We start from the raw sequence: 22,104 nt of genomic DNA on the forward strand, positions 1-22,104 counted from the left end.
TTCAGGCGTCAGCGACCTTGCGGCCCTTGTACTCGAGGAACAGCTCGGTGCCCTGCGAGTCGGTGACGACCTTCGCCTGGTGCGGGCGGCTGTAGACGACCTTGCCGTTCTCGACAGTCTTGACGAGTGCCGGGACCGAGGCCTTCCACTGCGCACGACGCGAGCGCGTGTTCGAGCGGGACATCTTCCGCTTCGGGGGGTTACCAGCCATGGCTAGTTCTCTTCTCTGCTCAGACCGGCGTCAGACGCCGGTGCGGTTTCGGTAAGTTTCTGGAGCGCGGCCCACCGAGGATCGATGGGGTCCTGCACCTCGCCGGAAGATTCGGCCAGCCTCACGCCCGTGGTGGGATCAAGACCGGGGCAGTCCGGCTGGCAGACCGGCTGAAACGGAAGCGACAGTACAATCGCATCTCTGACCAGAGTTTCAAGATCCACGTGGTCGTCTTGAAGCTCGAAATCAGAAGTTTCGTCACCAGGATACGCGAAAAGTTCTTGGAACTCGACTTCGACGCCCTGAGAGATCTCGCGCAAGCACCGGCTGCATTCCCCCTCGTACTCGGTCTCGGCCGTTCCGCTCAGGAGGATTCCCTCGTGCACGGATTCGAGCCGCACGTCGAGCTCGACCGGTCGGTCCTTCTCGATCCGCACGATCCCCTCGCCCCAGGCTTCGGGCACGGGAACAGTCAGCTGGTGTTCGCGCATCTCGCCCGGGCGACGCACGATGTCGCGCGCCCGCAGGACGAAAGGTCCGGAGAGGTTCTTCTTCACCCCTCCAGCGTACGGCCTGTGGGACTCAGAAGTCGCTGGGCGTCGACTGTTCGAGATACCGCACGACGGCCGGCGGCACGTAGGGCGAGACGTCGCCGCCGAGGCCCGCGACCTGGCGCACGAGCGAGCTCGACACGACCGAGTTCGCGGGGTTGGCGAGCAGAAAGACCGTCTCGACCCCGGTGAGGTGGTTGTTCACGACCGCCATCGGGGTTTCGTAGCTGACGTCGAGCTGAGAGCGGATGCCCTTGATCAGTACGCCCGCGCCGACCTGCTGTGCGTAATCGACGAGCAGACCGACCGTCCAGACGCCGACGATGACCTTGCCCTTGATGCCGGCCTCTTCGATCGACTGCTCCAAGAGGCGCAGGCGCAGCGCGCTCGGCAGCATGCCCTCTTTGTCGGGGTTGTGCACGACGAGCACGTGCAGCTCGTCGTAGAGCCCTGCCGCGCGGCGGATGATGTCGAGGTGCCCGAGGGTGGGCGGATCGAACGATCCGGGCACCACGGCGATCCGATTGCTCATGGCAACCACTTTAGAGGCCCGCTCACTGACGCGGGTCAGTTCTTGCGCAGTGCGGCGCGTTCTTCCATGCCGAGCCGATCCTGAAGCGCCGCCGCGAGACCGGGGTGGCGCTCGAGTGCCGGATCGCCCGCGAGAGCATCGTCGGCGATGTCCCGTGCGCGTGCGATCAGCGCGGCATCCTTGATCACACGCAGCAGCTTCAGCGACGAACGCGCCCCGGACTGCGCCCCGCCGAGCACATCGCCCTCACCGCGCAGCTCGAGGTCGACCTCGGCGAGCTCGAACCCGTCAAGCGTCGCAGCCACCGCCTCGACGCGCTCGCGCGCAGGAGTTCCCGGCATCGCGTCGGTGACGAGCAGGCACAGGCCCGGAACGCCGCTGCGCCCCACGCGTCCGCGCAGCTGGTGCAGCTGCGAGACGCCGAACCGGTCGGCCTCGAGAATGATCATCGTCGAGGCGTTCGGCACGTCGACGCCGACCTCGATCACGGTCGTCGCGATGAGCAGGTCGATCTCGCCGCGCGCGAAGGCGCGCATGATGCCGTCCTTCTCCTCACCGGTCATCCGTCCGTGCAGCGTCTGCATGCGCAGCTTCGCCGTCACCGGTTCGCGGGCGAGGCGCGCCGCCACCTGTTCGACGCCGAAGCGCGGCCCCTTGCGCGCGGTGTCCTCGCCGTCGGGCCCCGGTTCGCCGTCATCCTCGATGACGGGCTCGGCCGCATCCTGCGCGTCGATCGCGGGACACACGACGAAGACCTGGTGTCCCTTATCGACCTCTTCAGCCGCCCGCTGCCAGACGCGCGAGAACCACGCCGGCTTCTCGGCGATCGGTGCGACGAACGTCTGGATCCCCGCGCGGCCCGCGGGCATCGTGCGGATGGTCGACACGTCGAGATCGCCGAACACCGTCATCGCCACGGTGCGCGGAATCGGCGTCGCCGTGAGCACCAGCACGTGCGGGTTATTGCCCTTCGCGCGCAGCGTCTCGCGCTGCTCGACGCCGAACCGGTGCTGCTCGTCGACGACGACGAACGCGAGGTCGGCGAAGATCGTCTTGTCGCTCAGCAGCGCGTGCGTGCCGACGACGATCCTCGATTGCCCGGACGCGACCCGCAGCGACGCGCGGCGGCGTTCCGGCGCCGTCATCTGCCCGGTGAGCAGCGTCGGCATCACCTCGGCGGAGGTCTCCGGTCCGAGCATCTTCGTGATCGAGCGGAGATGCTGGCCCGCGAGCACCTCGGTCGGCGCGATGAGCGCGCACTGTCCGCCCGATTCGGCCACCTGCAGCATCGCGCGGAGCGCGACGAGCGTCTTTCCGGACCCGACCTCGCCCTGGACGAGCCGATTCATCGGGGCCGCGTCGCCGAGCTCGTCGGCCACCCGCGCACCGACCGTCTGCTGATCCGGCGTCAGCTCGAACGTCAGCGCGCGGTCGAAGCGTTCCAGGAGGCCGCCCGGCTGCGCGCGCCGCGGCGTGGTCGACATGGCGCGGACGAACCACCGCTGCTGCAGCAGCGCCGTCTGCATCACGACGGCCTCGTGCATGCGCAGCGTGTGGCGCGCCTGGTGCACGTCGATGTCGGTGCGCGGGCGGTGGATCTTCTCGAGCGCGTCGCGGGCCGTCAGCATCTTCTGCTCGGCCCGCGTATCGGCATCGAACGGCTCGGTGATGTCGCCGAGCTGAGCGAGGACCGTCTCGATCAGGTGCTGGATCTTCCACGTCGGCAGCGTCGAGGTCGCCGGATAGAACGGCACGGGCCGCTCCGCGAACTCCTCAGCATCGAACTGCGCCTCGAGTTCGTCTTCGAACAGCTTGTAGTCGGGGTGGGAGAACTGCAGCTGCTCGCGGTACTCGCCGACCTTGCCGGAGAAGATGCCGCGCGCGCCCGGCACCAGCTCGCGCTCGCGCCACGCCTGGCCGAAGAACGTCAGCGACATCTCGCCGTCGTCGTCGCCGATCACGACCTCGAGGATCGTGCCGCGCCTGTTCTGCATGGGGCGCGACTGCGAGCGCACCACTTTGGCGATGATCGTCGCGGGCTGGCCCACCGGAAGCTCGTTGATCGGCGTGAGGTGACCGCGCTTGGCATAGCGCCGCGGGTAGTGGGACACGAGGTCGCCCACGGACTCCATCTGGAACGCGCGAGCGAGCGACTTCGCGAGCTTCTCCCCCACCGCCTCGGCGAGCGGGGCGTCCAGTGCCAACGTCATGCTTCGATCCTCACCTAGACCACCGACAGAGTTTCAGACGGCGGGTTCGCCCCACCAGAGGGCCGTGTCACCGAACGTGCGATCGCGGACCGGTCGCATGCCGGCCGCCTCCCACTGCGGCGCCCCGGATCGTGTCGCGCGCTCGACGATGACCAGCGCGTCCGCCGCGAGACGAGGTCCGAGCAGGGCGAGATCCGCCGTGAGCGTGTCATCCGCGAGATCGTACGGCGGATCCACGAACGCCACGTCGTACGTGCGCGCCGCGGACCGCAGAAACGTCTGCACGGCCGCGGCGTGGACCGCCGCGCGAACGCCCGTCGCGCGCGCAACGGCCTCGGCATTGCGGCGTGCGACCTGCGCGGCCTTCTGCGACTTCTCCACGAGGTCGCACACCGCGGCTCCGCGGCTGATCGCCTCGAGCCCGAGCGCGCCGGATCCGGCGTACAGGTCGACGACGGCCGTGTCCTCGAGCATTCCGGTCGATTCGAGCGCCGAGAACAGGGCCTCGCGGACGCGGTCGCTCGTCGGCCGCGTTCCCGACGTGGGGACAGTGAGGCGGGTCCCGCCAGCGGTTCCCGAGATGATGCGCGTCACGCCGTCCAGCCTACGGCCGGGCCTGATGCCCGCCAGTCGCGGTACGGATCCCACCCCGCCGGGCCGGCGTACGCGGCGCCGCCCACGAGCAGCGGCGCATCGCCAGCCTCGCGCACGCGCCCGATGGCGCGGAACCCGTCTGCGACCTCGCCCGGGAACGTCGCGAGCAGCGCGTGATCCTCGCCTCCGCGAAGAGCGCGTTCGGGGTCATCGCCGAGTGATGCGCGCACCAGATCGATCGCGACACCGGACGCGGTGGCCATGCGCGTCGCGTCGAGCACGAGCCCGTCCGAGACATCCATCATCGCCGTTGCCCCCGCCCGGGCCGCCCGGACGCCGAGCGCGAGCGGCGGCGTCGGGCGCAGCTGCTGCTCGACGGCCCGGCGGTCGGCGGCGTCGAGCTCGTCGAGCCGCGGCGCGCATCCGTCGAAGCGCGCGAAGAGCACGTCGAGGCCCCGCGCGGCGACGCCCATATCGCCGGCGATCGCGACCGTGTCGCCGGGCCGCGCGCCGGAGCGCAGGACCGCGTCGCTGCCCTCGGTGTCGCCAAGCGCGGTCACGGCCACCGTCAGCACGGGCGACTGCGTGAGGTCTCCGCCGACGACCGCGCATCCTGGAGCGAGCTGTTCGCAGGCCTCGCGCAGACCATCGGTGATGCGCTCGACGTAAGCGATCGGAGTGTCGTTCGGCAGCGCCAGCGCCACCAGCAGCGCCGTGGGACGCGCGCCCATCGCCGCGATGTCGGCGAGGTTGACGGCGGCGGCCTTCCAGCCGAGCGAGTACCCGTCGGACCACTCGCGTCGGAAGTCGGGCCCCTCGATGAGAGTGTCGGTCGTCGCGACGACCGCTCCGCTGACGGCGAGCACCGCCGCATCATCGCCGACACCGATCATGGTCGCGCGCGCCGTGCCCGTGCGCGCGGCGATCCGCGACAAGATCTCGCGCTCGGAGAGGTCGCCGACGACCTGGGGTGTGCTCACCCTTCAACCCTAAGGAGCACACAGGCGCGCACGAATAGGCTGAGAGGGTGATTCGTCGTCTGTCCGCACTCGGAGCGCTCGCGCTCATCGCCGTTGCCGCGGGATGCACCCCGACGGTGCACCTCGAGACCGCGCCGAACGCGAACGATCCGCTGTGCGCGGACGTCAGCGTGCGCCTGCCGCAGACGATCGGCGACAACGACCGCGTGTGGACGGACGCGCAGTCGACGGCCGCCTGGGGGGATCCGAGCGTGGTGCTGTTCACCTGCGGACTCGAACCGCCCGCCCCCTCGACGCTGCAGTGCGTCTCGTTCGGCGGCGTCGACTGGCTCGTCGACGACGCCGAACGGCCCTACCTGCGGCTGACGACGTACGGCCGCACGCCGGCCGCGCAGGTGTATGTGAACACCGAGGAGATCTCGGGAGACGCGGCGCTCGATGCCATCTCCCTGCAGGTCGCCGCACTGCCGCAGGATTCCGAGTGCACCTCGGTCGAGGAATCGGACCCCGACCAGAACGCCCCGCAGACGGGCTAAGCCCTGGCGAGCTCGATCAGCTCGGAGATCAGGTCGGCGTAGCTGAGACCGGTCGCCACCCAGCACTTCGGGTACATCGAGATCGGCGTGAAGCCGGGCATCGTGTTCAGCTCGTTGACGATGACCTCGCCGTCGTCCGTGAGGAACACGTCGACGCGCGCGAGCCCGCGGCCGTCGACCGCGTCGAACGCGCGAGCGCCGATCTCGCGGATCCGCACCGTCTGTTCGTCGGTGAGGTCGGCCGGGCACACGACATCGGCGCCGTCGCCGCCGAGGTACTTGCCCTCGAAGTCGTAGAACTCGCGCGTGGTCAGCACGATCTCGCCCGGCAGCGACGCGCGGGTGGGCTCGGATCCGCGCCCCTCGAGCACGGCGACCTCGATCTCGCGCCCGACGATGCCGCGCTCGATCAGCACCTTGTCGTCCTCGGCGTACGCCACGGCCATGGCCTCGGCCAGCTCGGACTCGTCGTGGGCCTTGGACACGCCGACGCTCGAGCCCGCGCGCGCGGGCTTCACGAACACCGGGTACGACAGCTCGGCGACCTCGCCGCGCACGACACCGGGTTCGGCGTTCCAGCGGCCTCGGCGCACCGTGATGCCCGGAGCCGTGGGAATGCCGTCGGCCTCGAGAGCGATCTTCATGAAGTGCTTGTCCATGCAGATGGCCGAATCGAGCACGCCGCCGCCGGCGTAAGGAATCTCGAGGATGTCGAGGAAGCCCTGCACCGTGCCGTCCTCGCCGTGCAGGCCATGCAGGATCGGCAGCACGACGTCGACCTCGCCGAGCGACTCGACGGATCCGTTCTCGCGCTCCACGCGCAGCTCGCGGGGGCCGCCCGGCATCGGCCAGATGATCCGCGATCCGTTGTCGACGACCTGCGGCAGCTTGTCGGCATCGAGACGGAACCGCGCGGGATCGTCCTTCTCGAGGACGAAGACGCCGTCGCGCGTGATGCCGATCGGAATCACGTTGTACCGCTCTCGGTCAATTGCGCCGAGAACTCCCCCCGCCGTCGCCGAAGAGATCTCGTGCTCGCTCGAGCGTCCGCCGAAGAGCACCGCCACGGTCGCCTGCTGCATGCTGAATCTCCTCCTGGGGAGTGTCGTCGTCTGTCGTCAGGTGCGGTGCGATGTCTCGCGGCACCATCGTGCCATCGAGCACCATCTTCACCTGCTGCACGATCGGCATGTCGACGCCCTTGGCCTGCGCGAGCTGCAGGATCGGGGCGACCGAGCTGAGCCCCTCCGCCGTCTGTTCCATGTGCGCGACGACGTCGTTGAGCGTGTAGCCCTGACCGAGCAGACGACCAGCGGTGTTGTTGCGGCTCAGCGGCGACTGGCACGTGGCGATCAGGTCGCCGAGCCCCGCCAGGCCCTGCATCGTCTCGTGCTGCGCACCGTAGGCGACGGCGAAGTCGGTCATCTCGACGAGCCCGCGGGTGATGATCGATGCCTTGGTGTTCTCGCCGTAGCCGACGCCGTCGACGATGCCGGTCGCCACGGCGATGAGGTTCTTCAGCACGCCGCCGAACTCGGTTCCGGCGACATCGGTGTTGACGAACGTGCGGAAGTAGCTGTTCGAGCAGGTGCGCGCGACCTGCGCGGCCGTGTCCGCGCTGTGCGACGAGGCCACCGCCGCGGTCGGCTGCTCCTGCGCGACCTCGCGGGCGAGGTTCGGGCCCCCGACGACCGCGACGCGCGATCGGTCGCAGCCGAGGACCTCCTCGATGATCTCGCTCATCCGGCGCCCGGAGCGCTGTTCGACGCCCTTCATCAAGCTCACGACCGGCGCATCGCTCTTGGCGAGGATGGGGCGCACCTGCTTGAGCGTCTCGCGCGCCGATTTGCTCGGAACCGCGATGTAGACCTCGTCGGCGCCCTCGAGGGCGCGCGCGATGTCGTGCGTGGCGTGCATCGAACGGGGCAGGTTGATGCCCGACAGGTAGCGCGAGTTGCGCTTGGCCTCGTCGATCTCGCGCGCGAGCTCGGGCCGCCTCGCCCACATCGTCACGCGGGATCCGCCGTCGGCGAGGATCTTGCCGAACGTCGTTCCCCAGCTTCCGGCGCCGAGAACCGTGATCCGGGCGCTCACATGCGCCCCGTCTCGTTCTGACCGTTCTTCATCGGATCCCACCGCTCGAGCGGAGCGGTCTCGCCGCGAAGCTGCTCGAGCAGTCGCGTGATCGCCGCCATCACGCGATCTGTCGCCTCGGTGAACGTGCCCTGCGCGTGCTCGCGGCCCGCGAGGTCGCTGACATCGACCCGCTCGCCGATGACGACCGTCACCTGGCGGCGCGGCGGGAACGGCTTGAGCTTGCCGTACCGCGGCATGAACTGCTGCTCGCCCCAGTGGGCGACCGGGATGAGGGGGATGTCGCCGGCCAGCGCGAGCCGCACGGCGCCCGACTTGCCGCGCATCGGCCACAGGTCGGGGTCGCGCGTCAGCGTGCCCTCGGGGTAGACGATGACGCCGCGCGAATTCTCGACGATTTCGGTCGCCTGGGCGATCGACTGCGCTGCCCCGGACTTGCCGCGGGTGACCGGCACCATTCCGGTCGAGCGCATGGCCCAGCCAAGCACGGGAACCTTGAAGAGGCTCTCCTTCGCCATGAATCGCGGAGCGCGCCCGATGCGCCACGTGGCGATTGCGACCGTCAGCGGATCGATTTCGCTGTGGTGATTGGGAGTGAGCACGTAGGCGCCGTCGCTCGGAAGGTTCTCCGCGCCACGCACCTCAATCTTCGCGAACCACCCCATGACGGGGATCACGATCGCGGCGAGCAGCCAGAACAGACTCGGTCGCGACTTCTCCTGCGAGGCCCGCGCCATCAGCCTACGACGTCGAAATCAGCGCCGAGCGCGATGAGCTTGTCGAAGAACTTCTCGTACCCGCGGCGGATGATGCCGACGTTCGAGACCACGGACGTGCCTTCGGCAGCGAGCGCCGCGATCACGTACGCGAACCCGCCGCGGAGGTCGGGAACGACGATGTCAGCGCCCTTGAGCGGAGTCGGGCCGGTGATGACGGCGGCCTGCTCCAGCTCGCGCTCCGGAACGCGGCGGTACGCGCCCTTGAGCCCGTCGTGGTGCACGACGATGTCGGACCCCATCTGGTTCAGCGCCGAGGTGAAGCCCAGCCGGTTCTCGTAGACGGTCTCGTGCACGATCGATACGCCCTCCGCCTGGGTGAGCGCGACGATGAGCGGCTGCTGCCAGTCGGTCATGAAGCCGGGGTGCACGTCGGTCTCGACCATGACGGGCGTCAGCGGGGTCTTCGAGCGGCGGAACGTGATGCCGTCGTCGGTGATATCGAAGGATCCGCCGGTCTTGCGGAAGACGTTGAGGAACGTGAGCATCTCGTACTGGCGCGCGCCCTTGACGAAGATCTCGCCGTCGGTCGCGAGCGCGGCGCAGGCCCAGCTGGCGGCTTCGTTGCGGTCGAACAGGCTGCGGTGGTCGTAGCCCTTGAGCTCGGAGACGCCCTCGATGAAGATGACGCGGTTCGGCTCGTACGAGATGATGGCGCCCATCTTCTGCAGCACGCCGATGAGGTCCATGATCTCGGGCTCGATCGCCGCGTTGCGCAGCTCGGTGACGCCCTTCGCGCGCACGGCTGTCAGGAGCACCTGCTCCGTCGCGCCGACGCTCGGGTACGGCAGCTCGATGTTCGCGCCGTGCAGGCCGTCGGGCGCCGACAGGCGGATGCCGTTCGGCTGCTTGTCGACGATGGCGCCGAAGTTGCGGAGCGCCTCGAGGTGGAAGTCGATCGGGCGATCGCCGATACGGCATCCACCGAGGTCGGGGATGAACGCCTGTCCGAGCACGTGCAGCAGCGGGCCGCAGAACAGGATCGGAATCCGGCTCGACCCGGCGTGCGCGTCGATCTCCTCGAACCCTGCGGACTTCGCGCGCGTCGGGTCGAGCACGAGCGAGCCCGGCTCGTCACCCTCAGTCACGCTGACGCCGTGCACCTCGAGGAGCGACCGGACGACCTCGACGTCGCGGATCTCCGGGACATCGCGGAGCGTCGACGGCGTCTCACCCAGGAGCGAGGCCACCATCGCTTTCGTCGCGAGGTTCTTCGCGCCCTTCACGTCGACCTGCCCGCGCAGCGGCTGGCCGCCCCGGATCTCCAGAACGTCGCCCTTGGCGGGTGTCTTCTGCGCGTCAGTTCCTGCTACGAGCGTCATTCCAGTGGATCCTCACTTCGATACCGCGACCAGCCGCGCCCGGGTCTCGGGTCGGCCTCTCAGCTCACGGAACCGGAAGGGTCCGCGGCCGCCACGCCTCTCGGCGGGCCTCGAACTTCGTGATCTCGTCCTGATGCCGGAGCGTGAGCCCGATATCGTCGAGGCCTTCGAGGAGCCGCCACCTAGTGTAATCGTCGATCTCGAACGGAGCCGTATAGTCGCCAAGAGTCACGGTGCACGCCACGAGATCGACCGTGATCTCGACGCCCGGGTTCGCGCCGATCGCGGCCCAGAGATTCTCGAGGACCTCCTCGGTGATGACGCCGGCGATCAGCCCCTGCTTCCCGGCGTTGCCGCGGAAGATGTCGGCGAACCGCGGCGACAGCACGACCTGGAAGCCGTAGTCGCGCAGCGCCCAGACGGCGTGCTCGCGGCTCGAACCGGTGCCGAAATCGGGCCCCGCCACGAGAACCGTCGCGTTCCGGAAGGCATCCTGGTTCAGCACGAAATCATCCTGCTGGCGCCAGTTGTAGAACAGCGCGTCGTCGAAGCCGGTCTTCGTGACCCGCTTGAGGAAGACCGCCGGGATCACCTGGTCGGTGTCGACGTTCGACCGCTTCAGCGGCGCGGCCACACCCGTGTGCGTCGTGAACTTCTCCATGATCAGGCTCCCACCAGCTCGCGGTCGTCGGCATTGTCGAGGTCGCTCGGGCTCGACAGGGTGCCGCGCACCGCCGTCGCCGCCGCCACCAGCGGAGAAACCAGGTGCGTGCGCCCGCCCTTGCCCTGGCGGCCCTCGAAGTTGCGGTTGCTCGTCGAGGCGCACCGCTCCCCCGGCGCCAACTGATCCGGGTTCATGCCGAGGCACATCGAGCAGCCGGCGAAGCGCCATTCCGCGCCGAAGTCGGTGACGATCTTGTCGATCCCCTCCGCCTCGGCTTCCAGCCGAACGCGGGCCGAGCCGGGAACGACCATGACCCGGACGCCCTCGGCCTTCGTGCGGCCCTGGATGACCGACGCGAACGCGCGCAGATCCTCGATGCGACTGTTCGTGCACGAGCCCATGAACACGGCGTCGACCGCGATGTCCTTCATCGGGGTGCCGGGCGCGATATCCATGTACTCGAATGCGCGCTCGGCGCTCTGGCGCGCCTCGTCGTCGGCGAAGCTGTCGAGCGTCGGGACTGCGTCGTTCAGCGACACACCCTGGCCGGGGTTCGTGCCCCACGTGACGAAGGGCTCGAGCTCGTTCGCGTCGATGAACACCTCGGCGTCGAACGTTGCACCCTCGTCGGTCGGCAGCGTCGTCCAATACGCGACCGCGTCGTCCCAGTCCTGGCCCTTCGGCGCGTGGTCGCGGCCCTTCACGTACTCGAACGTCGTCTCGTCGGGCGCGACCATGCCGGCCCGGGCGCCTGCCTCGATCGACATGTTGCAGATCGTCATGCGACCTTCCATCGACAGGGCGCGGATCGCGCTGCCGCGGTACTCGAGCACGTAGCCCTGGCCGCCGCCGGTGCCGATCTTCGCGATGACCGCGAGGATGATGTCCTTCGCCGTCACGCCGGTCTTCAGCTCGCCCTCGACGTTGATCGCCATCGTCTTGAACGGCTTCAGCGGCAGGGTCTGCGTGGCCATGACGTGCTCGACCTCGCTGGTGCCGATGCCGAACGCCAGCGAACCGAACGCGCCGTGGGTCGAGGTGTGGCTGTCGCCGCAGACGACCGTCATGCCCGGCATCGTGAGCCCGAGCTGCGGGCCCATGACGTGCACGATGCCCTGTTCGGCGTCGCCCAGCGAATGCAGGCGCACGCCGTACTCCGCGGCGTTCTTCCGCAGCGTGTCGACCTGTGTGCGGCTCGTGAGGTCGACGATCGGCTTGTCGATCGCCAGCGTCGGAGTGTTGTGATCCTCCGTGCCGATCGTCAGGTCGACGCGTCGAAGCGGACGACCTTCGGTGCGGAGGCCGTCGAACGCCTGCGGGCTCGTCACCTCGTGGATCAGGTGGAGGTCGATGTAGATCAGATCGGGTTCCTGGCCCGAACCGGGAACGACGACGTGGTCGTCCCACAGCTTCTCGGCCAGCGTGCGCGGGTGATCAGTGATGTGGATGTCAGCGCTCATGCGTGTTTCTTACTCCTAGACGAAGCGGTGTCGGCCGTCGACAGACTCCGCGACGGGGAAGGCCTAGAAACGGATCCCGTCGCGGCAGCTAAGAAGGAGGCTGTTGCACCGCACACGACGAGAATAACAGAGTGCTCACCGCCGACCGTTCACGATGGCCGATCGGTGAGCACTCTGCTCAGGCATACACGCTGTGGCGTGTCATTCATTGCGGCTGGCCTGCTTCGACTCGAGGGAGTTCGCGATGAGGCTCGCCACGGTCGCGACGACCATCGACGCGACGATGACGCCGAGCGACAGCCAGTTGCTGATCTCCGGAGCCCACAGGATCGGCTCGCCGCCGTTGATGAACGGCAGCTCGTTGACGTGCATCGCGTGGAAGAACAGTTTCACGCCGATGAAGGCCAGGATGAACGCGACGCCGTACTTGAGGTAGCGCAGCTTGTCGAGCAGGTCACCGAGCAGGAAGTACAGCTGGCGCAGGCCCATGAGCGCGAACAGGTTCGTGGCGAAGACCAGGAACGGGTTCTGCGTGATGCCGAAGATCGCGGGGATCGAGTCGATCGCGAAGATCAGGTCGGTCACACCGATCGACACGAAGACGATCACCATCGGCGTCAGTATCTTCTTGCCGTTCACCACCGTCCGCAGCTTCGCACCGTCGTACGCGTCGTGGATCGGGATGAACCGTCGCAGCACCCGCACGATGAACGATTCCGCCTGGGCGTCGCCGTCGTGCTCCTTCTCGAACACCTGCTTGGCCGCCGTGTATACGAGGAACGCGCCGAAGATGAAGAAGATCCAGCTGAAGTTCTCGATGAGCGCGGCGCCCAGGAGGATGAATCCGCCGCGCAGGATCAGCGCGATGATGATGCCGAACATCAGCACTTCCTGCTGATAACGCCTCGGCACCGAGAACTGCGTCATGATCAGCACGAAGACGAACAGGTTATCGATCGATAGGCTGTACTCGGTGAGCCAGCCGCTCAAGAACTGGACGGCGTGCTCCGAGTCGCCGATCATCCAGAGCACCAGCGCGAATATCAGTGCGAGCGTGACGTAGAACGCGACCCAGAGCGCGGATTCCTTCGTCGAGGGAATGTGCGGCCGCTTGAGGATGAGCAACAGATCGGCGATCAGGATCAGGACCAGGACGGTCATCGATCCGATCTCGAACCAGAGCGGAATAACATCCATAGGGTGCCTCTCGGGGGGTCTGTTGACGTCCGAAAGTCTCTCCCCGCATCGGACGGATGCGCCACACGCCCGGAGCCTCTTCGATGGTGCTCGTGTTGACGCTGCGTGCGGTGACGGGATACTCCCTCTCGCGCAGACCAGGTTACCGCGTCTCTGCGAAGAAAAAGACGAGCGCCCGAACCGAAGTTCAGGCGCTCATCTTCTGCGGTGACCCCAGCGGGATTCGAACCCGCGTTACCGGCGTGAGAGGCCAGCGTACTAGGCCGCTATACGATGGGGCCGCATGTTTTTCACTTGTTGTTCCCGCTCGCGGCAACTAGATCACTATATACGGATCGCGAGTGCACGACAAAATCAGGCGACGCACTGCGTGTCGCCCGGGCGTGTCCGCTGATTCGGATCCTAATCGACATCGTCGCTTCACGAAACCCTCGATCTCATGGCACGGTGAGGGTATGCGCATCACGAAGCACGACCACGCCTACCTCACGCTCGAGAAGCGCGGCGAAACTCTCGTCATCGACCCCGGTGTCTTCGCCGCGGACGTCAGTGACCTGTCCGATGTCGTCGGCGTCGTCATCACCCACGAGCACGCGGATCACTGGACGCCCGACCACCTGCAGGCGATCGCCGCCGCGTTCCCCGGCGCGCCGATGTTCACGACGGCCGCGACCGCGCAGTCCGCGCCCGTGGAGATGACGGCCGTCTCCCCCGGCGACGAGGTGCGGGCCGGCTCGTTCTCGCTGCGCTTCTTCGGCGGGACCCACAACGAGATCCACTCGTCGATCCCCCTCATCGACAACGTCGGCGTGCTGATCGACGACATCCTCTACTACCCCGGCGATTCGTACGCCGTCCCCGAGGGCGTGGACGTGCGCGTTCTCGCGGCGCCCGTCGGGGCGCCCTGGCTCAAGATCGGCGAGGCGATGGACTTCGTACTCGCGGTCGCGCCGCGCGAGGCGTTCGGCACGCACGATTCGACGCTGTCGTCCGCCGGCCTCGGCATGCACCGCGATCGCCTCGCGTGGGCGGCCGAACAATCGGGCGGCACATTCCATCGCCTCGACAGCGGCGACTCGATCGAGGTCTGACGATTCGTTCCCTCGGGGTCAGCGCACCCGGATCGCATCCGGCTGGACGCTGATCCGCACGCGCGTGACCTCGCCGACGTCGTCGCCGTCGACCTCGAACACGCGCGGCTCGGCGAGCACGATGTCGATCGATGTGAGGCGCCGATGGGTCACGCTGTCGCTGCTGGCTGCGGTCCGATCCTTTCGGAAGACGCGCCCGATTCCGTTGTCCCAGACGACGTTCTTGAGCGTGTCGGCCCAGCCGCTCGCATCGGTCGCGTCGAGCACGATCAGATCGAGCTCGCCGTCGGACGGATCCGCGTCGGGCAGCAGCGTGATGCCGCCCTGCAGCATGCCGCAGTTGCCGACGATGAGCGTGTGGACGGAGTGCTGCTCGGCTTCCGCGTCGTCGGTCGCGACCGTCACCTCGATCACCTCGCTCGCCGACAGCGCACGTCCGAGCGACTCGACGTACGCGAGCCAGCCCGCGCGCGACTTCAGGTCGTCGTCGGTCTCCGTGATCATGTGCGCGTCGATCCCGAACCCCGCCATGACGACGAACGCGTATCGCGACTCGTCCGTGTCGGCCCACGCGGCGTCGATCACGCGCGGCTCTCCGGACAGGGCCCGGTCGACCGCCCCGCGGATGCTGTTCAGCGGCACCCCGAGATTCCGAGCGAGCAGGTTGCCCGTGCCGAGGGGGACGATGCCGAGATCCGCCTGCGCTTCAGAGTCGGCCAGGTGCTCGCAGACCGCCCGCACCGTGCCGTCGCCGCCCGCCGCGATCACGAGATCGGCGCCCGCCGCCAGGGCCTCGCGCGTCGCCCCGACGCCGGGATCGTCGACGGACGTCTCGTGCCAGGTCACGGGGAGGCCGGTGGCGTCGGCGATCGACCTCTCGAGGTCATCGCGCTCGCCCTTGGACGGGTTGAACACGATTCCGATGTGGGTCGTCTCGGACATGTTCGATCTCCTTCGATGCCCGCGCCGGCCATCGGCGGAGGATGAGGCGATTGTAAGACGGAATGCGCGCCCGGCGGCACGCCTGGCGTCCGCCGCGCCGCGTAGCATGCAGTCATGGATCCATACGTGCTCGCCGCGGAGCGGACGGTTCATAGGATCGGCCGCCGCGACTTCGACTTCTCGCACCAGATCGCGGTGATGGCCGTGATCAATCGCACGCCCGATTCGTTCTTCGACCAGGGGGCGACGTTCGCCCTCGACAGCGCCGTGGCGGCCTGCGTGCAGGCGGCCCGGAACGGCGCCGACTGGGTCGACATCGGGGGCGTGCCGTTCGGGCGGGGGCCGATCGTGTCGGCGGAGGAGGAGATCGACCGCGTGGCGCCGGTCGTCCGCGCCGTCGCCGCCGAGACCGACGTCGTGATCTCAGTCGACACCAATCGCGCCGAGGTGGCGCAAGCCGCCATCGACGCCGGCGCCGCCGTCATCAACGACACGAGCGGCCTCGGCGACCCCGACATGGCGGACGTCATCGCCCGATCCGGCGTGCACGTCGTCATCACGCACAGCGTCGGGCCGCCGCGGATGGAGAAGCCCGCTGCCCGCTTCGACGATGTCGTCAACGAGGTGCGCGAGTTCCTCGTCGAACGCGTCGACCGCGCGACGGCCGCCGGTGTTCCGCGCGAGAAGATCATCATCGATCCGGGACACGACCTCGACAAGAACACGCTCCACTCCCTCGAGCTCACGCGGCGGCTCGACGAGATCTCGGACATCGGGCTGCCCGTTCTCGCGGCCGTGTCGAACAAGGACTTCATCGGAGAGTCGCTCGAGCGCGCGAAGCCCGATCGCCTCGCCGGTTCGCTCGCGGCCATGGTGATGTGCGTCGAGCGCGGCGCGCGGATCCTTCGCATGCACGACGTCGCGGCCTCGGTCGACGCCGCGCGCATGGTCGAATCGGTCATGGGCTGGCGGAAGCCGGTTCGCCTCGAGCACAACACCCACCCGACGCACAACGTATGAGCGCGCGCATCGACCGGCTGTGGCCGGACCCCGAACTCGACGTCGACGACGACTCGCTCGTCGAGACCTACGCCTTCCCGGACGGGCCGTGGCTGCGCATGAACTTCATTTCGAGCCTCGACGGGGCCGCAACGCGGGAGGGGCTCTCCGGCGGACTCGGCGACGACGCCGATCATCGGGTGTTCGATCTGCTCCGCCGCCCCGCCGACGCGGTGCTCGTCGCCGCCGGAACGGTTCGCGCCGAGGGGTACGAGGCCATGCGGCTCGATGACGATTCGGTCGCGTGGCGCACGCGCCGCGGAAAGCCGCCGCACCCGGTCTTCGCGCTCGTCTCGCTTTCGCTCGACCTCGATCCGGCCTCGCCCGTGTTCGCGGATGCGCCAGTGCGTCCGATCGTCTACACCACGCAGAACGCCCCCGCCGATCGGCGCTCGGTGCTCGAGCGGGTCGCCGATGTCGTGGCGGTCGGCGCCGAGGAGGTCGAGCTTCCGGCCGTCGTCGCCGACCTCGCGCGTCGGGGTCTCCGGCATATCCACTCCGAGGGCGGGCCGAGCATGTTCGGATCGTCTCTCGCGCAGGGCGCGGTCGACGAGCTGTGCCTCACGCTCGCGCCGACGCTCGAGGGCGGCACGGCACGGCGGATCGCCGCCAGCGCAGAGGCCTCCCCCACGCCGATGCAGCTCGTCTCGGTGCTGCGCTCGAGCGAGGAGCTGCTGCTGCGGTATCGCCGGACGCGAGAAGCTTCCTGACCGCGTACTGACCTCGCTCATACCGTGAGCGTGTAGCGTCGCGACGACCGCAAAGACAATCTGGAGGCCATATGTCGATCTCGCGTGCCCTATTCGCCGTCGGGACGGTTGCCGTTCTCGCGCTCGCCGGATGCAGCGCATCAGGCGAGCCGGAAGCGACGCCCGAACCGACCGAGGCAGCCGCCGCCCCTGAGGCCGACCTCAGCGGGCTGCCCGACGTCGTCGCCACCGTCAACGACGAGGAGATCGGGCTCGAGGAGTTCACTCAGGCGTACGAGGCGCAGTTCCAGCAGGCCACCATGATGCAGCAGCAGGGCGGCGAGGCCGTCGATCAGGACGCGCTCAAGCAGCAGACCGCTGATCTGCTCGTCAACAATGCGCTGCTCACGCAGGCCGCGGCCGGTTCAGGTATCGAGGCGACCAACGAAGACGTCGACTCGGTGCTGCAGGACATCGCGGATCAGAACGGCCTGGGATCGGTCGACGAGGTCGTCAAGGCCTTCGGCGAGCAGGGCCTGGACGAGGACGCGCTGCGCGAGCAGGCCGAGGGGCAGTTCCTCGTCGACTCCTACGTCGATCAGGAGGCTGACGTCGCGGAGCCGAGCGAGGAAGAGCTGAAGGCGCAGTACGACGAGCTCGTCGAGCAGGCCAAGGCGCAGGGCGCCGAGGATCAGGTTCCGGAGTTCGAGGACGCGAAGCAGCAGCTCACCGATCAGGCCGTCTCCGAGAGCCAGAACGCGGCGATCGAGCAGATCCTGGAGACGCTCCGCAAGGACGCGAAGGTCGACGTCAAGCTCTGACGCGGCACGCACACAGTGAAGGGGAGGGACGCGCTGGTCGCGTCCCTCCCCTTCACTGTGGTCAGGCGGCGCGCTTCGGCAGCACCCATCCCGCGCGCGGGAAGTGACAGGTGTACCCGTTGGGGTACGTGATCAGGTAGTCCTGGTGCTCCGGCTCGGCCTCCCAGAACGGGCCGACGGGCTCGATCGTCGTGACGGCCTTCCCCGGCCAGAGACCGGACGCATCCACGTCCGCGATCGTCTCCCGCGCGACGGCCTCCTGTTCGGGCGTCACCGGGAAGATCGTCGACCGGTAGCTCGCACCGACGTCGTTGCCCTGTCGGTCGAGCGTCGACGGGTCGTGGATCTGGAAGAAGAACGCCAGGATGTCGCGGTACGTCGTCTCGGCCGGGTCGAACACGATCTCGACGGCCTCGGCGTGCCCGGGGTGGTTGCGGTACGTCGCGTGGTCGTTGTCGCCGCCCGTGTACCCGACCCGCGTGCTCTTCACTCCCGGCTGGCTCCTGATCAGGTCTTCCATGCCCCAGAAGCACCCGCCCGCGAGGACGGCGGTCTCCGTGCCGGGCTCGATCGTCAGCTCGCCCGTGTCCTGCGTTCCGCTCGTCATCGTCTGCGCTCCTCGCTATCGGTCGTACGAGACCACAGTACGCGGCCTCCCCCACGTACAACGCGGGTCGGCGTCCGGAACATTCCGGACGCCGACCCGCGTGTGAACTGCGGTCGTCAGTCGACCGCGATGACGGATCCGTCCGACCACGTGTCAGCGATGAACTGGCGCGTCTCTTCCGAGTGCAGCAGGTCGTTGAGCGCGACCAGCGCCTCGTTGGTCTCGTCGCCTGCCCGCACCGCGAGGAAGTTCGCGTAGGGGTTGTCGGCGCCGGCCTCGACGAGCAGTCCGTCGGTCGTCGGCGACAGGCCGGCCTCGATCGCGTAGTTGCCGTTGATGACGGAGGCGTCCACGTCGTCGAGGGTGCGGGCCAGCGACGCCGCATCGGCCTCGATGAACTCGAAGTTGTGGGGGTTGTCGACGATGTCGGCGACGGTCGCCGAGACGACGTCCACCGAGTCGTCGAGCGTCAGGAGGTCGGCCTGCGCGAGCAGGTCGAGCGCGCGGCCCTGGTTCGACGGGTCGTTGTTGATGCCGATCGTGGCGCCGTCGGGCAGGTCGGCGACGTCCGTGACCGTGTTCGAGTACAGCGCGAACGGCTCGATGTGCACGCCCGGGAAGTGCGCGAGCTCGTAGCCCTGGCTCTCGACCTCGGAGTCGTAGTAGGGAAGGTGCTGGAAGTAGTTCGCGTCGAGCTCGCCGTCGACGAGCGCGCGGTTCGGCAGCGCGTAGTCGTCGTACGACACGATCTCGAGGTCGAGCCCCGCGTCCTCCGCGAGGTTGTCGCGCACGAACTCGAGGATCTCGCCGTGCGGAACGGGCGAGACGCCGACGGTGAGCGTCGTGATGCCGCCGTCATCGGATCCGACCTCTTCGTCTGCGCCGGACGCGCCGCAGCCGGCGAGAACGAGCGTCGCCGCGGCCGCGGCTGCGAGGGTGGTGAGGGTGCGTCGCATGGTGGTGCTTCTTCCTGTGCTGTGAGGGATCCGCTGTTCAGCGGTGGTCGATCTTCTTCACGATGGCGTCGCCCGCCCACTGCATGAGCGCCACGAGGGCGACGAGCAGCACGATGCAGGCGATCATCGTGTCGGATTGGTAGCGCCGGTAGCCGTAGTCGATCGCGAGGGCACCGAGGCCCCCGCCGCCGATCGTGCCCGCCATGGCGGTGTAGCCGATGAGGGTGACGACGGTGACGGTGAGCGCGCCGACGATGGCCGGCAGCGCCTCGCGCACGAGGACGTGCAGCGTGATGTGGCGCTTTGAGGCGCCCATCATCTGAACGGCCTCGATCTTTCCCGCGTCGATCTCGCGCAGGGCATTCTGCACGAGTCGAGCGAAGAACGGGATCGCACCCACCGCCAGCGGCACGACCGTCGCCTGCCATCCGAGCGCGCTGCCGACGACGAACCGCGTGAACGGTATCAGGGCGATCATCAGGATGATGAACGGGATCGACCGCCCGAAGTCGACGATGAGGCTCAGCACGCGATAGACGGGGGCCTGAGGCGTGAGGCCCTTCGCGCTCGTGGCGTGCAGCAGGAGACCGAGCGGCAGGCCGATGATCGCGACCGCGAGGGTCGTGAAGATCATCATCAGAACCGTCTCGCCGGTCGCCTCCCAGAGGCGGTCGTGGAACACCGGGTTGTTCCAGAAGATCTCGTCGGCCGCGAGCCTCATGAGCCCGCCTCCTCGTCTGCGGCGCGCTCGTCGGTGCGAGCGGCCGCCTGTGCCGTCGTGACCTCGGCCGAGGCGCCGGCGCCGCGCAGCGCGTCCGCGATCCGCTCGGCCTCGGCGGCGTCGCGGGCGAGGAAGCGGAGGCGACCGACCTGCTGATCGTGCATCGTCTCGATCGTGCCCGCCGCGATCCGCGCGGGAAGCTCCGCGCGGCCGAGGGCGGCGAAGAGCGCTCCGACGTCGCGCGCAGCGGGGCCCGTGAGAAACGCCTCCACGATCGTCTCGTCGGGATCCAGGGCGGCCGGCGGAAGCGCGATCAGGTCGCGCGACAGCGCTGATCCGCCGTCGCTGATCACATCGAGCAGTGATCCGGTGCGCACAACGCGTCCGTCCTCGAGCAGCGACACCGCGTCGCAGATCTCGCGCACGACCGACATCTCGTGCGTGATGATGACCACGGCGATCCCGAGCCGGTCGCGCAGCGAGCGGATGAGACCGAGGATCTGCCGGGTCGTGGCGGTGTCGAGGGCCGAGGTCGGCTCGTCGCAGAGCAGAACGCGCGGCTCGGCGGCCAGCGCTCGGGCGATGCCGACGCGCTGCTTCTGCCCGCCCGAGAGCTGCGCGGGGTAGCTGCGGCGGCGATCGGTGAGCCCGACGAGCGCGAGGAGCTCGGCGACGCGGCGTCTGCGCTCCGCGGCGGGGACGCCGGCGACCTCGAGCGGGTGCGAGATGTTCTGCTCCGCGGTGCGCGAGTCGAGCAGGTTGACGTGTTGGAAGACCATACCGATCTTGCGACGGGCCCGTGCGAGGTCGGATCCGCGCGCCGCACCGATGTCCGTGCCGTCGATCTCGATGCGACCGCTCGTGGCGGGGTCGAGCCCGGTGAGGCAGCGGATGAGCGTCGATTTCCCGGCGCCCGATCGCCCGACGATCCCGTGGATCTCTCCCGCGGCCACCGACAGGCTCACGCCGTTGAGGGCGGTCACTCCCCCGGCGTGCACTTTCGTGACGTCGCGCAGCTCGATCATCGGTTCCTCTCCGGCCGCACGGCGACCTGGCTGATCCACCGTGCCAGAAACTTGGGGCGACGAGGAATTCAGCGACGAATTGTGACGCTCAGGCCGGCTCGGGCTCCGAAACCTCGAGGGCGACGTCGCCCATGGGCTCCTCGAGCAGCCATCGAGCGAACGTCTTCACGATCGGATGTCGCACGGCGGGCACGGATCCGTGGATCCCCTTGCGCACGACGACGAAGCGCGCGTCCGGCATCGAACGGTTAAGCGCCTCGGCCGTCGCACGGAAATAGTCGGCGCTGTGTTCTCCCACGAGAATGCAAAGATCGGGCGGCATATGGGCGAAGTCCGAGCCGCGAGCCTCCTCCGCGAACGCGGCCGTGAGCTCCGCGACACCGGCGGGTAAAACCGCCTTCGACATGCCTCGCAGACCCGTGCGCACGCTCACCCCCATGACCCCAGCAACCATCCAGGACGGCGCCCGTGAGAGCGTCGACGACATGCCCATGACCTTCTCGATGACGGCCATCGCGCGGCCCCAGCGGCGCTTGTCGACCAGTTGCTGGAACTTCGGCAGCCAGGACGTGTCGAGCGAGCCGTCGAGATTGATCGCGGGGTCGTACACCGTCGTGGTCGCCGGCAGCAGCGGATCGTCGCCCGCGGCCATGGAGCGCACCGCGTGCAGCACGATGGATCCGCCGAGCGAATGACCGAGCAGGTGACGCGCGCCGGTCTCGCGCAGCGCGGTACGCACGTCGTCGAGTTCGGTGTCGAACGAGTAGGAGTCATCGACCGGGGAGGATTAGCCCTTGCCGCGCCGGTCGTAGACGTGCACGGCCCAGTCGGAACCGAGCTGCTCGACGAGCGCCGACGCGAACGGCGCGTAGACGAGGGCGGGCAGGAACGCGCCGCACACGATGACGACGCTGCGCTCGGGGCTCGCGGACGGTCAACGAATCCCATGAAAAAACCCCCGGCGAACCGGGGGTCTTCATCTTGCTGGGGTACCTGGACTCGAACCAAGAATGGCGGTACCAGAAACCGCTGTGTTGCCAATTACACCATACCCCAAGGGCGCTCA

The 22,104-nt window shown here is 68.4% G+C and carries 23 protein-coding genes, 2 tRNA genes and 1 pseudogene; 5 read left to right on the plus strand and 21 right to left on the minus strand.

The window, feature by feature from the left end; genetic code table 11:
* Nucleotide 1: 1 nt before the first annotated feature.
* From rpmF to thiL, 6 genes are all read right to left on the minus strand, one after another.
* The gene (gene rpmF / locus G510_RS0100900) at nucleotides 2-211 is read right to left on the minus strand and encodes a 50S ribosomal protein L32 (protein ID WP_029152046.1); all 210 of its coding nucleotides are present in this window, start codon (nucleotides 209-211) and stop codon (nucleotides 2-4) included.
* 2 nt (nucleotides 212-213) lie between these two features.
* Nucleotides 214-702, minus strand: a complete 489-nt coding sequence (locus tag G510_RS0100905) for a YceD family protein (RefSeq protein ID WP_051216187.1) — start codon at nucleotides 700-702, stop codon at nucleotides 214-216.
* 91 nt (nucleotides 703-793) lie between these two features.
* Nucleotides 794-1,294 (minus strand): pantetheine-phosphate adenylyltransferase, encoded by a 501-nt coding sequence (coaD, locus tag G510_RS0100910; RefSeq protein ID WP_029152048.1) that lies wholly within the window; start codon nucleotides 1,292-1,294, stop codon nucleotides 794-796.
* A 35-nt stretch (nucleotides 1,295-1,329) separates the two neighbouring features.
* The gene (locus tag G510_RS0100915; RefSeq protein ID WP_029152049.1) at nucleotides 1,330-3,504 is read right to left on the minus strand and encodes an ATP-dependent DNA helicase RecG; all 2,175 of its coding nucleotides are present in this window, start codon (nucleotides 3,502-3,504) and stop codon (nucleotides 1,330-1,332) included.
* Nucleotides 3,505-3,537: 33 nt separating this feature from the next.
* On the minus strand, nucleotides 3,538-4,098 hold the full coding sequence (rsmD, locus tag G510_RS0100920; RefSeq protein WP_029152050.1) for a 16S rRNA (guanine(966)-N(2))-methyltransferase RsmD: 561 nt from the start codon (nucleotides 4,096-4,098) through the stop codon (nucleotides 3,538-3,540).
* Nucleotides 4,095-5,078, minus strand: coding sequence for a thiamine-phosphate kinase (gene thiL, locus G510_RS0100925; protein ID WP_029152051.1), 984 nt, complete (start codon nucleotides 5,076-5,078; stop codon nucleotides 4,095-4,097). The genes rsmD and thiL overlap by 4 nt, the downstream gene beginning before the upstream one ends.
* A 47-nt stretch (nucleotides 5,079-5,125) precedes the next feature.
* Between thiL and G510_RS14890 the strand changes: the two genes are divergently transcribed.
* Entirely contained in the window at nucleotides 5,126-5,614 is a 489-nt protein-coding gene (locus G510_RS14890) for a DUF3515 family protein (RefSeq protein WP_036321413.1), read from the plus strand.
* Here the strand turns inward: G510_RS14890 and G510_RS0100935 are convergent.
* The 8 genes from G510_RS0100935 to G510_RS0100970 all read right to left on the minus strand — a co-directional run bounded on the left by G510_RS0100935 (nucleotide 5,611) and on the right by G510_RS0100970 (nucleotide 13,408).
* The gene (locus G510_RS0100935; RefSeq protein ID WP_029152052.1) at nucleotides 5,611-6,696 is read right to left on the minus strand and encodes a D-alanine--D-alanine ligase family protein; all 1,086 of its coding nucleotides are present in this window, start codon (nucleotides 6,694-6,696) and stop codon (nucleotides 5,611-5,613) included. The genes G510_RS14890 and G510_RS0100935 overlap by 4 nt on opposite strands.
* On the minus strand, nucleotides 6,602-7,708 hold the full coding sequence (locus G510_RS0100940; protein WP_029152053.1) for an NAD(P)H-dependent glycerol-3-phosphate dehydrogenase: 1,107 nt from the start codon (nucleotides 7,706-7,708) through the stop codon (nucleotides 6,602-6,604). The genes G510_RS0100935 and G510_RS0100940 overlap by 95 nt, the downstream gene beginning before the upstream one ends.
* Nucleotides 7,705-8,445: a lysophospholipid acyltransferase family protein gene (locus G510_RS0100945; protein WP_036321418.1), complete on the minus strand. Its 741-nt coding sequence runs from the start codon at nucleotides 8,443-8,445 to the stop codon at nucleotides 7,705-7,707. Before G510_RS0100945 ends, G510_RS0100940 begins: the two co-directional genes overlap by 4 nt.
* Nucleotides 8,445-9,806, minus strand: a complete 1,362-nt coding sequence (murA, locus tag G510_RS0100950) for a UDP-N-acetylglucosamine 1-carboxyvinyltransferase (protein WP_029152055.1) — start codon at nucleotides 9,804-9,806, stop codon at nucleotides 8,445-8,447. Before murA ends, G510_RS0100945 begins: the two co-directional genes overlap by 1 nt.
* Nucleotides 9,807-9,870: 64 nt before the next feature.
* Nucleotides 9,871-10,467 (minus strand): 3-isopropylmalate dehydratase small subunit, encoded by a 597-nt coding sequence (leuD, locus tag G510_RS0100955; protein ID WP_029152056.1) that lies wholly within the window; start codon nucleotides 10,465-10,467, stop codon nucleotides 9,871-9,873.
* Nucleotides 10,468-10,469: 2 nt separating this feature from the next.
* Nucleotides 10,470-11,930: a 3-isopropylmalate dehydratase large subunit gene (leuC, locus tag G510_RS0100960; protein ID WP_029152057.1), complete on the minus strand. Its 1,461-nt coding sequence runs from the start codon at nucleotides 11,928-11,930 to the stop codon at nucleotides 10,470-10,472.
* A 201-nt stretch (nucleotides 11,931-12,131) separates the two neighbouring features.
* Complete coding sequence (locus G510_RS0100965) at nucleotides 12,132-13,127, minus strand: TerC family protein (RefSeq protein WP_029152058.1); 996 nt, start codon at nucleotides 13,125-13,127, stop codon at nucleotides 12,132-12,134.
* A 208-nt stretch (nucleotides 13,128-13,335) separates the two neighbouring features.
* Nucleotides 13,336-13,408, minus strand: a tRNA-Glu gene (locus G510_RS0100970).
* 174 nt (nucleotides 13,409-13,582) lie between these two features.
* Here G510_RS0100970 and G510_RS0100975 point away from each other — a divergent pair.
* Nucleotides 13,583-14,218 (plus strand): MBL fold metallo-hydrolase, encoded by a 636-nt coding sequence (locus tag G510_RS0100975; RefSeq protein ID WP_029152059.1) that lies wholly within the window; start codon nucleotides 13,583-13,585, stop codon nucleotides 14,216-14,218.
* Between the two features lie 18 nt (nucleotides 14,219-14,236).
* Here the strand turns inward: G510_RS0100975 and G510_RS0100980 are convergent, their stop codons facing one another.
* Nucleotides 14,237-15,160 carry a diacylglycerol/lipid kinase family protein gene (locus G510_RS0100980; protein WP_029152060.1) on the minus strand — a complete coding sequence of 308 codons (924 nt, stop codon included), beginning with the start codon at nucleotides 15,158-15,160 and terminating at the stop codon, nucleotides 14,237-14,239.
* Between the two features lie 114 nt (nucleotides 15,161-15,274).
* Between G510_RS0100980 and folP the strand changes: the two genes are divergently transcribed.
* The 3 genes from folP to G510_RS0100995 all read left to right on the plus strand — a co-directional run bounded on the left by folP (nucleotide 15,275) and on the right by G510_RS0100995 (nucleotide 17,729).
* Nucleotides 15,275-16,180 carry a dihydropteroate synthase gene (gene folP, locus G510_RS0100985; protein WP_036321422.1) on the plus strand — a complete coding sequence of 302 codons (906 nt, stop codon included), beginning with the start codon at nucleotides 15,275-15,277 and terminating at the stop codon, nucleotides 16,178-16,180.
* Complete coding sequence (locus G510_RS0100990; RefSeq protein WP_036321425.1) at nucleotides 16,177-16,929, plus strand: pyrimidine reductase family protein; 753 nt, start codon at nucleotides 16,177-16,179, stop codon at nucleotides 16,927-16,929. Before folP ends, G510_RS0100990 begins: the two co-directional genes overlap by 4 nt.
* Nucleotides 16,930-17,000: 71 nt before the next feature.
* On the plus strand, nucleotides 17,001-17,729 hold the full coding sequence (locus G510_RS0100995) for a SurA N-terminal domain-containing protein (RefSeq protein WP_029152063.1): 729 nt from the start codon (nucleotides 17,001-17,003) through the stop codon (nucleotides 17,727-17,729).
* Between the two features lie 61 nt (nucleotides 17,730-17,790).
* On the opposite strand, the gene msrA is transcribed toward G510_RS0100995, so the two are convergent.
* The 6 genes and pseudogenes from msrA to G510_RS0101025 all read right to left on the minus strand — a co-directional run bounded on the left by msrA (nucleotide 17,791) and on the right by G510_RS0101025 (nucleotide 22,094).
* Nucleotides 17,791-18,336 (minus strand): peptide-methionine (S)-S-oxide reductase MsrA, encoded by a 546-nt coding sequence (gene msrA / locus G510_RS0101000; protein ID WP_029152064.1) that lies wholly within the window; start codon nucleotides 18,334-18,336, stop codon nucleotides 17,791-17,793.
* Between the two features lie 116 nt (nucleotides 18,337-18,452).
* Entirely contained in the window at nucleotides 18,453-19,292 is an 840-nt protein-coding gene (locus G510_RS0101005; protein WP_029152065.1) for a MetQ/NlpA family ABC transporter substrate-binding protein, read from the minus strand.
* Nucleotides 19,293-19,329: 37 nt separating this feature from the next.
* Nucleotides 19,330-20,013 carry a methionine ABC transporter permease gene (locus G510_RS0101010; protein WP_029152066.1) on the minus strand — a complete coding sequence of 228 codons (684 nt, stop codon included), beginning with the start codon at nucleotides 20,011-20,013 and terminating at the stop codon, nucleotides 19,330-19,332.
* Nucleotides 20,010-21,038 carry a methionine ABC transporter ATP-binding protein gene (locus G510_RS0101015; protein WP_029152067.1) on the minus strand — a complete coding sequence of 343 codons (1,029 nt, stop codon included), beginning with the start codon at nucleotides 21,036-21,038 and terminating at the stop codon, nucleotides 20,010-20,012. The genes G510_RS0101010 and G510_RS0101015 overlap by 4 nt, the downstream gene beginning before the upstream one ends.
* A gap of 88 nt (nucleotides 21,039-21,126) precedes the next feature.
* Nucleotides 21,127-21,801, minus strand: a pseudogene (locus G510_RS14895) (alpha/beta fold hydrolase); the annotation flags it as partial.
* A 221-nt stretch (nucleotides 21,802-22,022) separates the two neighbouring features.
* Nucleotides 22,023-22,094: transfer RNA gene (locus G510_RS0101025), tRNA-Gln, on the minus strand.
* Between the last annotated feature and the right edge of the window lie 10 nt (nucleotides 22,095-22,104).

Source organism: Microbacterium gubbeenense DSM 15944, from assembly GCF_000422745.1.
GTDB lineage: Bacteria > Actinomycetota > Actinomycetes > Actinomycetales > Microbacteriaceae > Microbacterium > Microbacterium gubbeenense.

What these genes read in the sequence shown, in the direction of transcription:
- murA (WP_029152055.1), bottom strand. Translation starts at nt 9,806, where the DNA reads ATGACGCTCGTAGCAGGAACTGACGCGCAGAAGACACCCGCCAAGGGC.
- G510_RS0100915 (WP_029152049.1), bottom strand. Translation starts at nt 3,504, where the DNA reads ATGACGTTGGCACTGGACGCCCCGCTCGCCGAGGCGGTGGGGGAGAAG.
- coaD (WP_029152048.1), bottom strand. Translation starts at nt 1,294, where the DNA reads ATGAGCAATCGGATCGCCGTGGTGCCCGGATCGTTCGATCCGCCCACC.
- G510_RS0100990 (WP_036321425.1), top strand. Translation starts at nt 16,177, where the DNA reads ATGAGCGCGCGCATCGACCGGCTGTGGCCGGACCCCGAACTCGACGTC.
- G510_RS0100935 (WP_029152052.1), bottom strand. Translation starts at nt 6,696, where the DNA reads ATGCAGCAGGCGACCGTGGCGGTGCTCTTCGGCGGACGCTCGAGCGAG.
- G510_RS0100905 (WP_051216187.1), bottom strand. Translation starts at nt 702, where the DNA reads ATGCGCGAACACCAGCTGACTGTTCCCGTGCCCGAAGCCTGGGGCGAG.
- folP (WP_036321422.1), top strand. Translation starts at nt 15,275, where the DNA reads ATGGATCCATACGTGCTCGCCGCGGAGCGGACGGTTCATAGGATCGGC.
- G510_RS0101015 (WP_029152067.1), bottom strand. Translation starts at nt 21,038, where the DNA reads ATGATCGAGCTGCGCGACGTCACGAAAGTGCACGCCGGGGGAGTGACC.
- G510_RS0100945 (WP_036321418.1), bottom strand. Translation starts at nt 8,445, where the DNA reads ATGGCGCGGGCCTCGCAGGAGAAGTCGCGACCGAGTCTGTTCTGGCTG.
- G510_RS0100980 (WP_029152060.1), bottom strand. Translation starts at nt 15,160, where the DNA reads ATGTCCGAGACGACCCACATCGGAATCGTGTTCAACCCGTCCAAGGGC.
- G510_RS0101005 (WP_029152065.1), bottom strand. Translation starts at nt 19,292, where the DNA reads ATGCGACGCACCCTCACCACCCTCGCAGCCGCGGCCGCGGCGACGCTC.
- leuC (WP_029152057.1), bottom strand. Translation starts at nt 11,930, where the DNA reads ATGAGCGCTGACATCCACATCACTGATCACCCGCGCACGCTGGCCGAG.
- G510_RS0100965 (WP_029152058.1), bottom strand. Translation starts at nt 13,127, where the DNA reads ATGGATGTTATTCCGCTCTGGTTCGAGATCGGATCGATGACCGTCCTG.
- G510_RS0101010 (WP_029152066.1), bottom strand. Translation starts at nt 20,013, where the DNA reads ATGAGGCTCGCGGCCGACGAGATCTTCTGGAACAACCCGGTGTTCCAC.
- G510_RS0100975 (WP_029152059.1), top strand. Translation starts at nt 13,583, where the DNA reads ATGCGCATCACGAAGCACGACCACGCCTACCTCACGCTCGAGAAGCGC.
- msrA (WP_029152064.1), bottom strand. Translation starts at nt 18,336, where the DNA reads ATGACGAGCGGAACGCAGGACACGGGCGAGCTGACGATCGAGCCCGGC.
- G510_RS0100995 (WP_029152063.1), top strand. Translation starts at nt 17,001, where the DNA reads ATGTCGATCTCGCGTGCCCTATTCGCCGTCGGGACGGTTGCCGTTCTC.
- leuD (WP_029152056.1), bottom strand. Translation starts at nt 10,467, where the DNA reads ATGGAGAAGTTCACGACGCACACGGGTGTGGCCGCGCCGCTGAAGCGG.
- rpmF (WP_029152046.1), bottom strand. Translation starts at nt 211, where the DNA reads ATGGCTGGTAACCCCCCGAAGCGGAAGATGTCCCGCTCGAACACGCGC.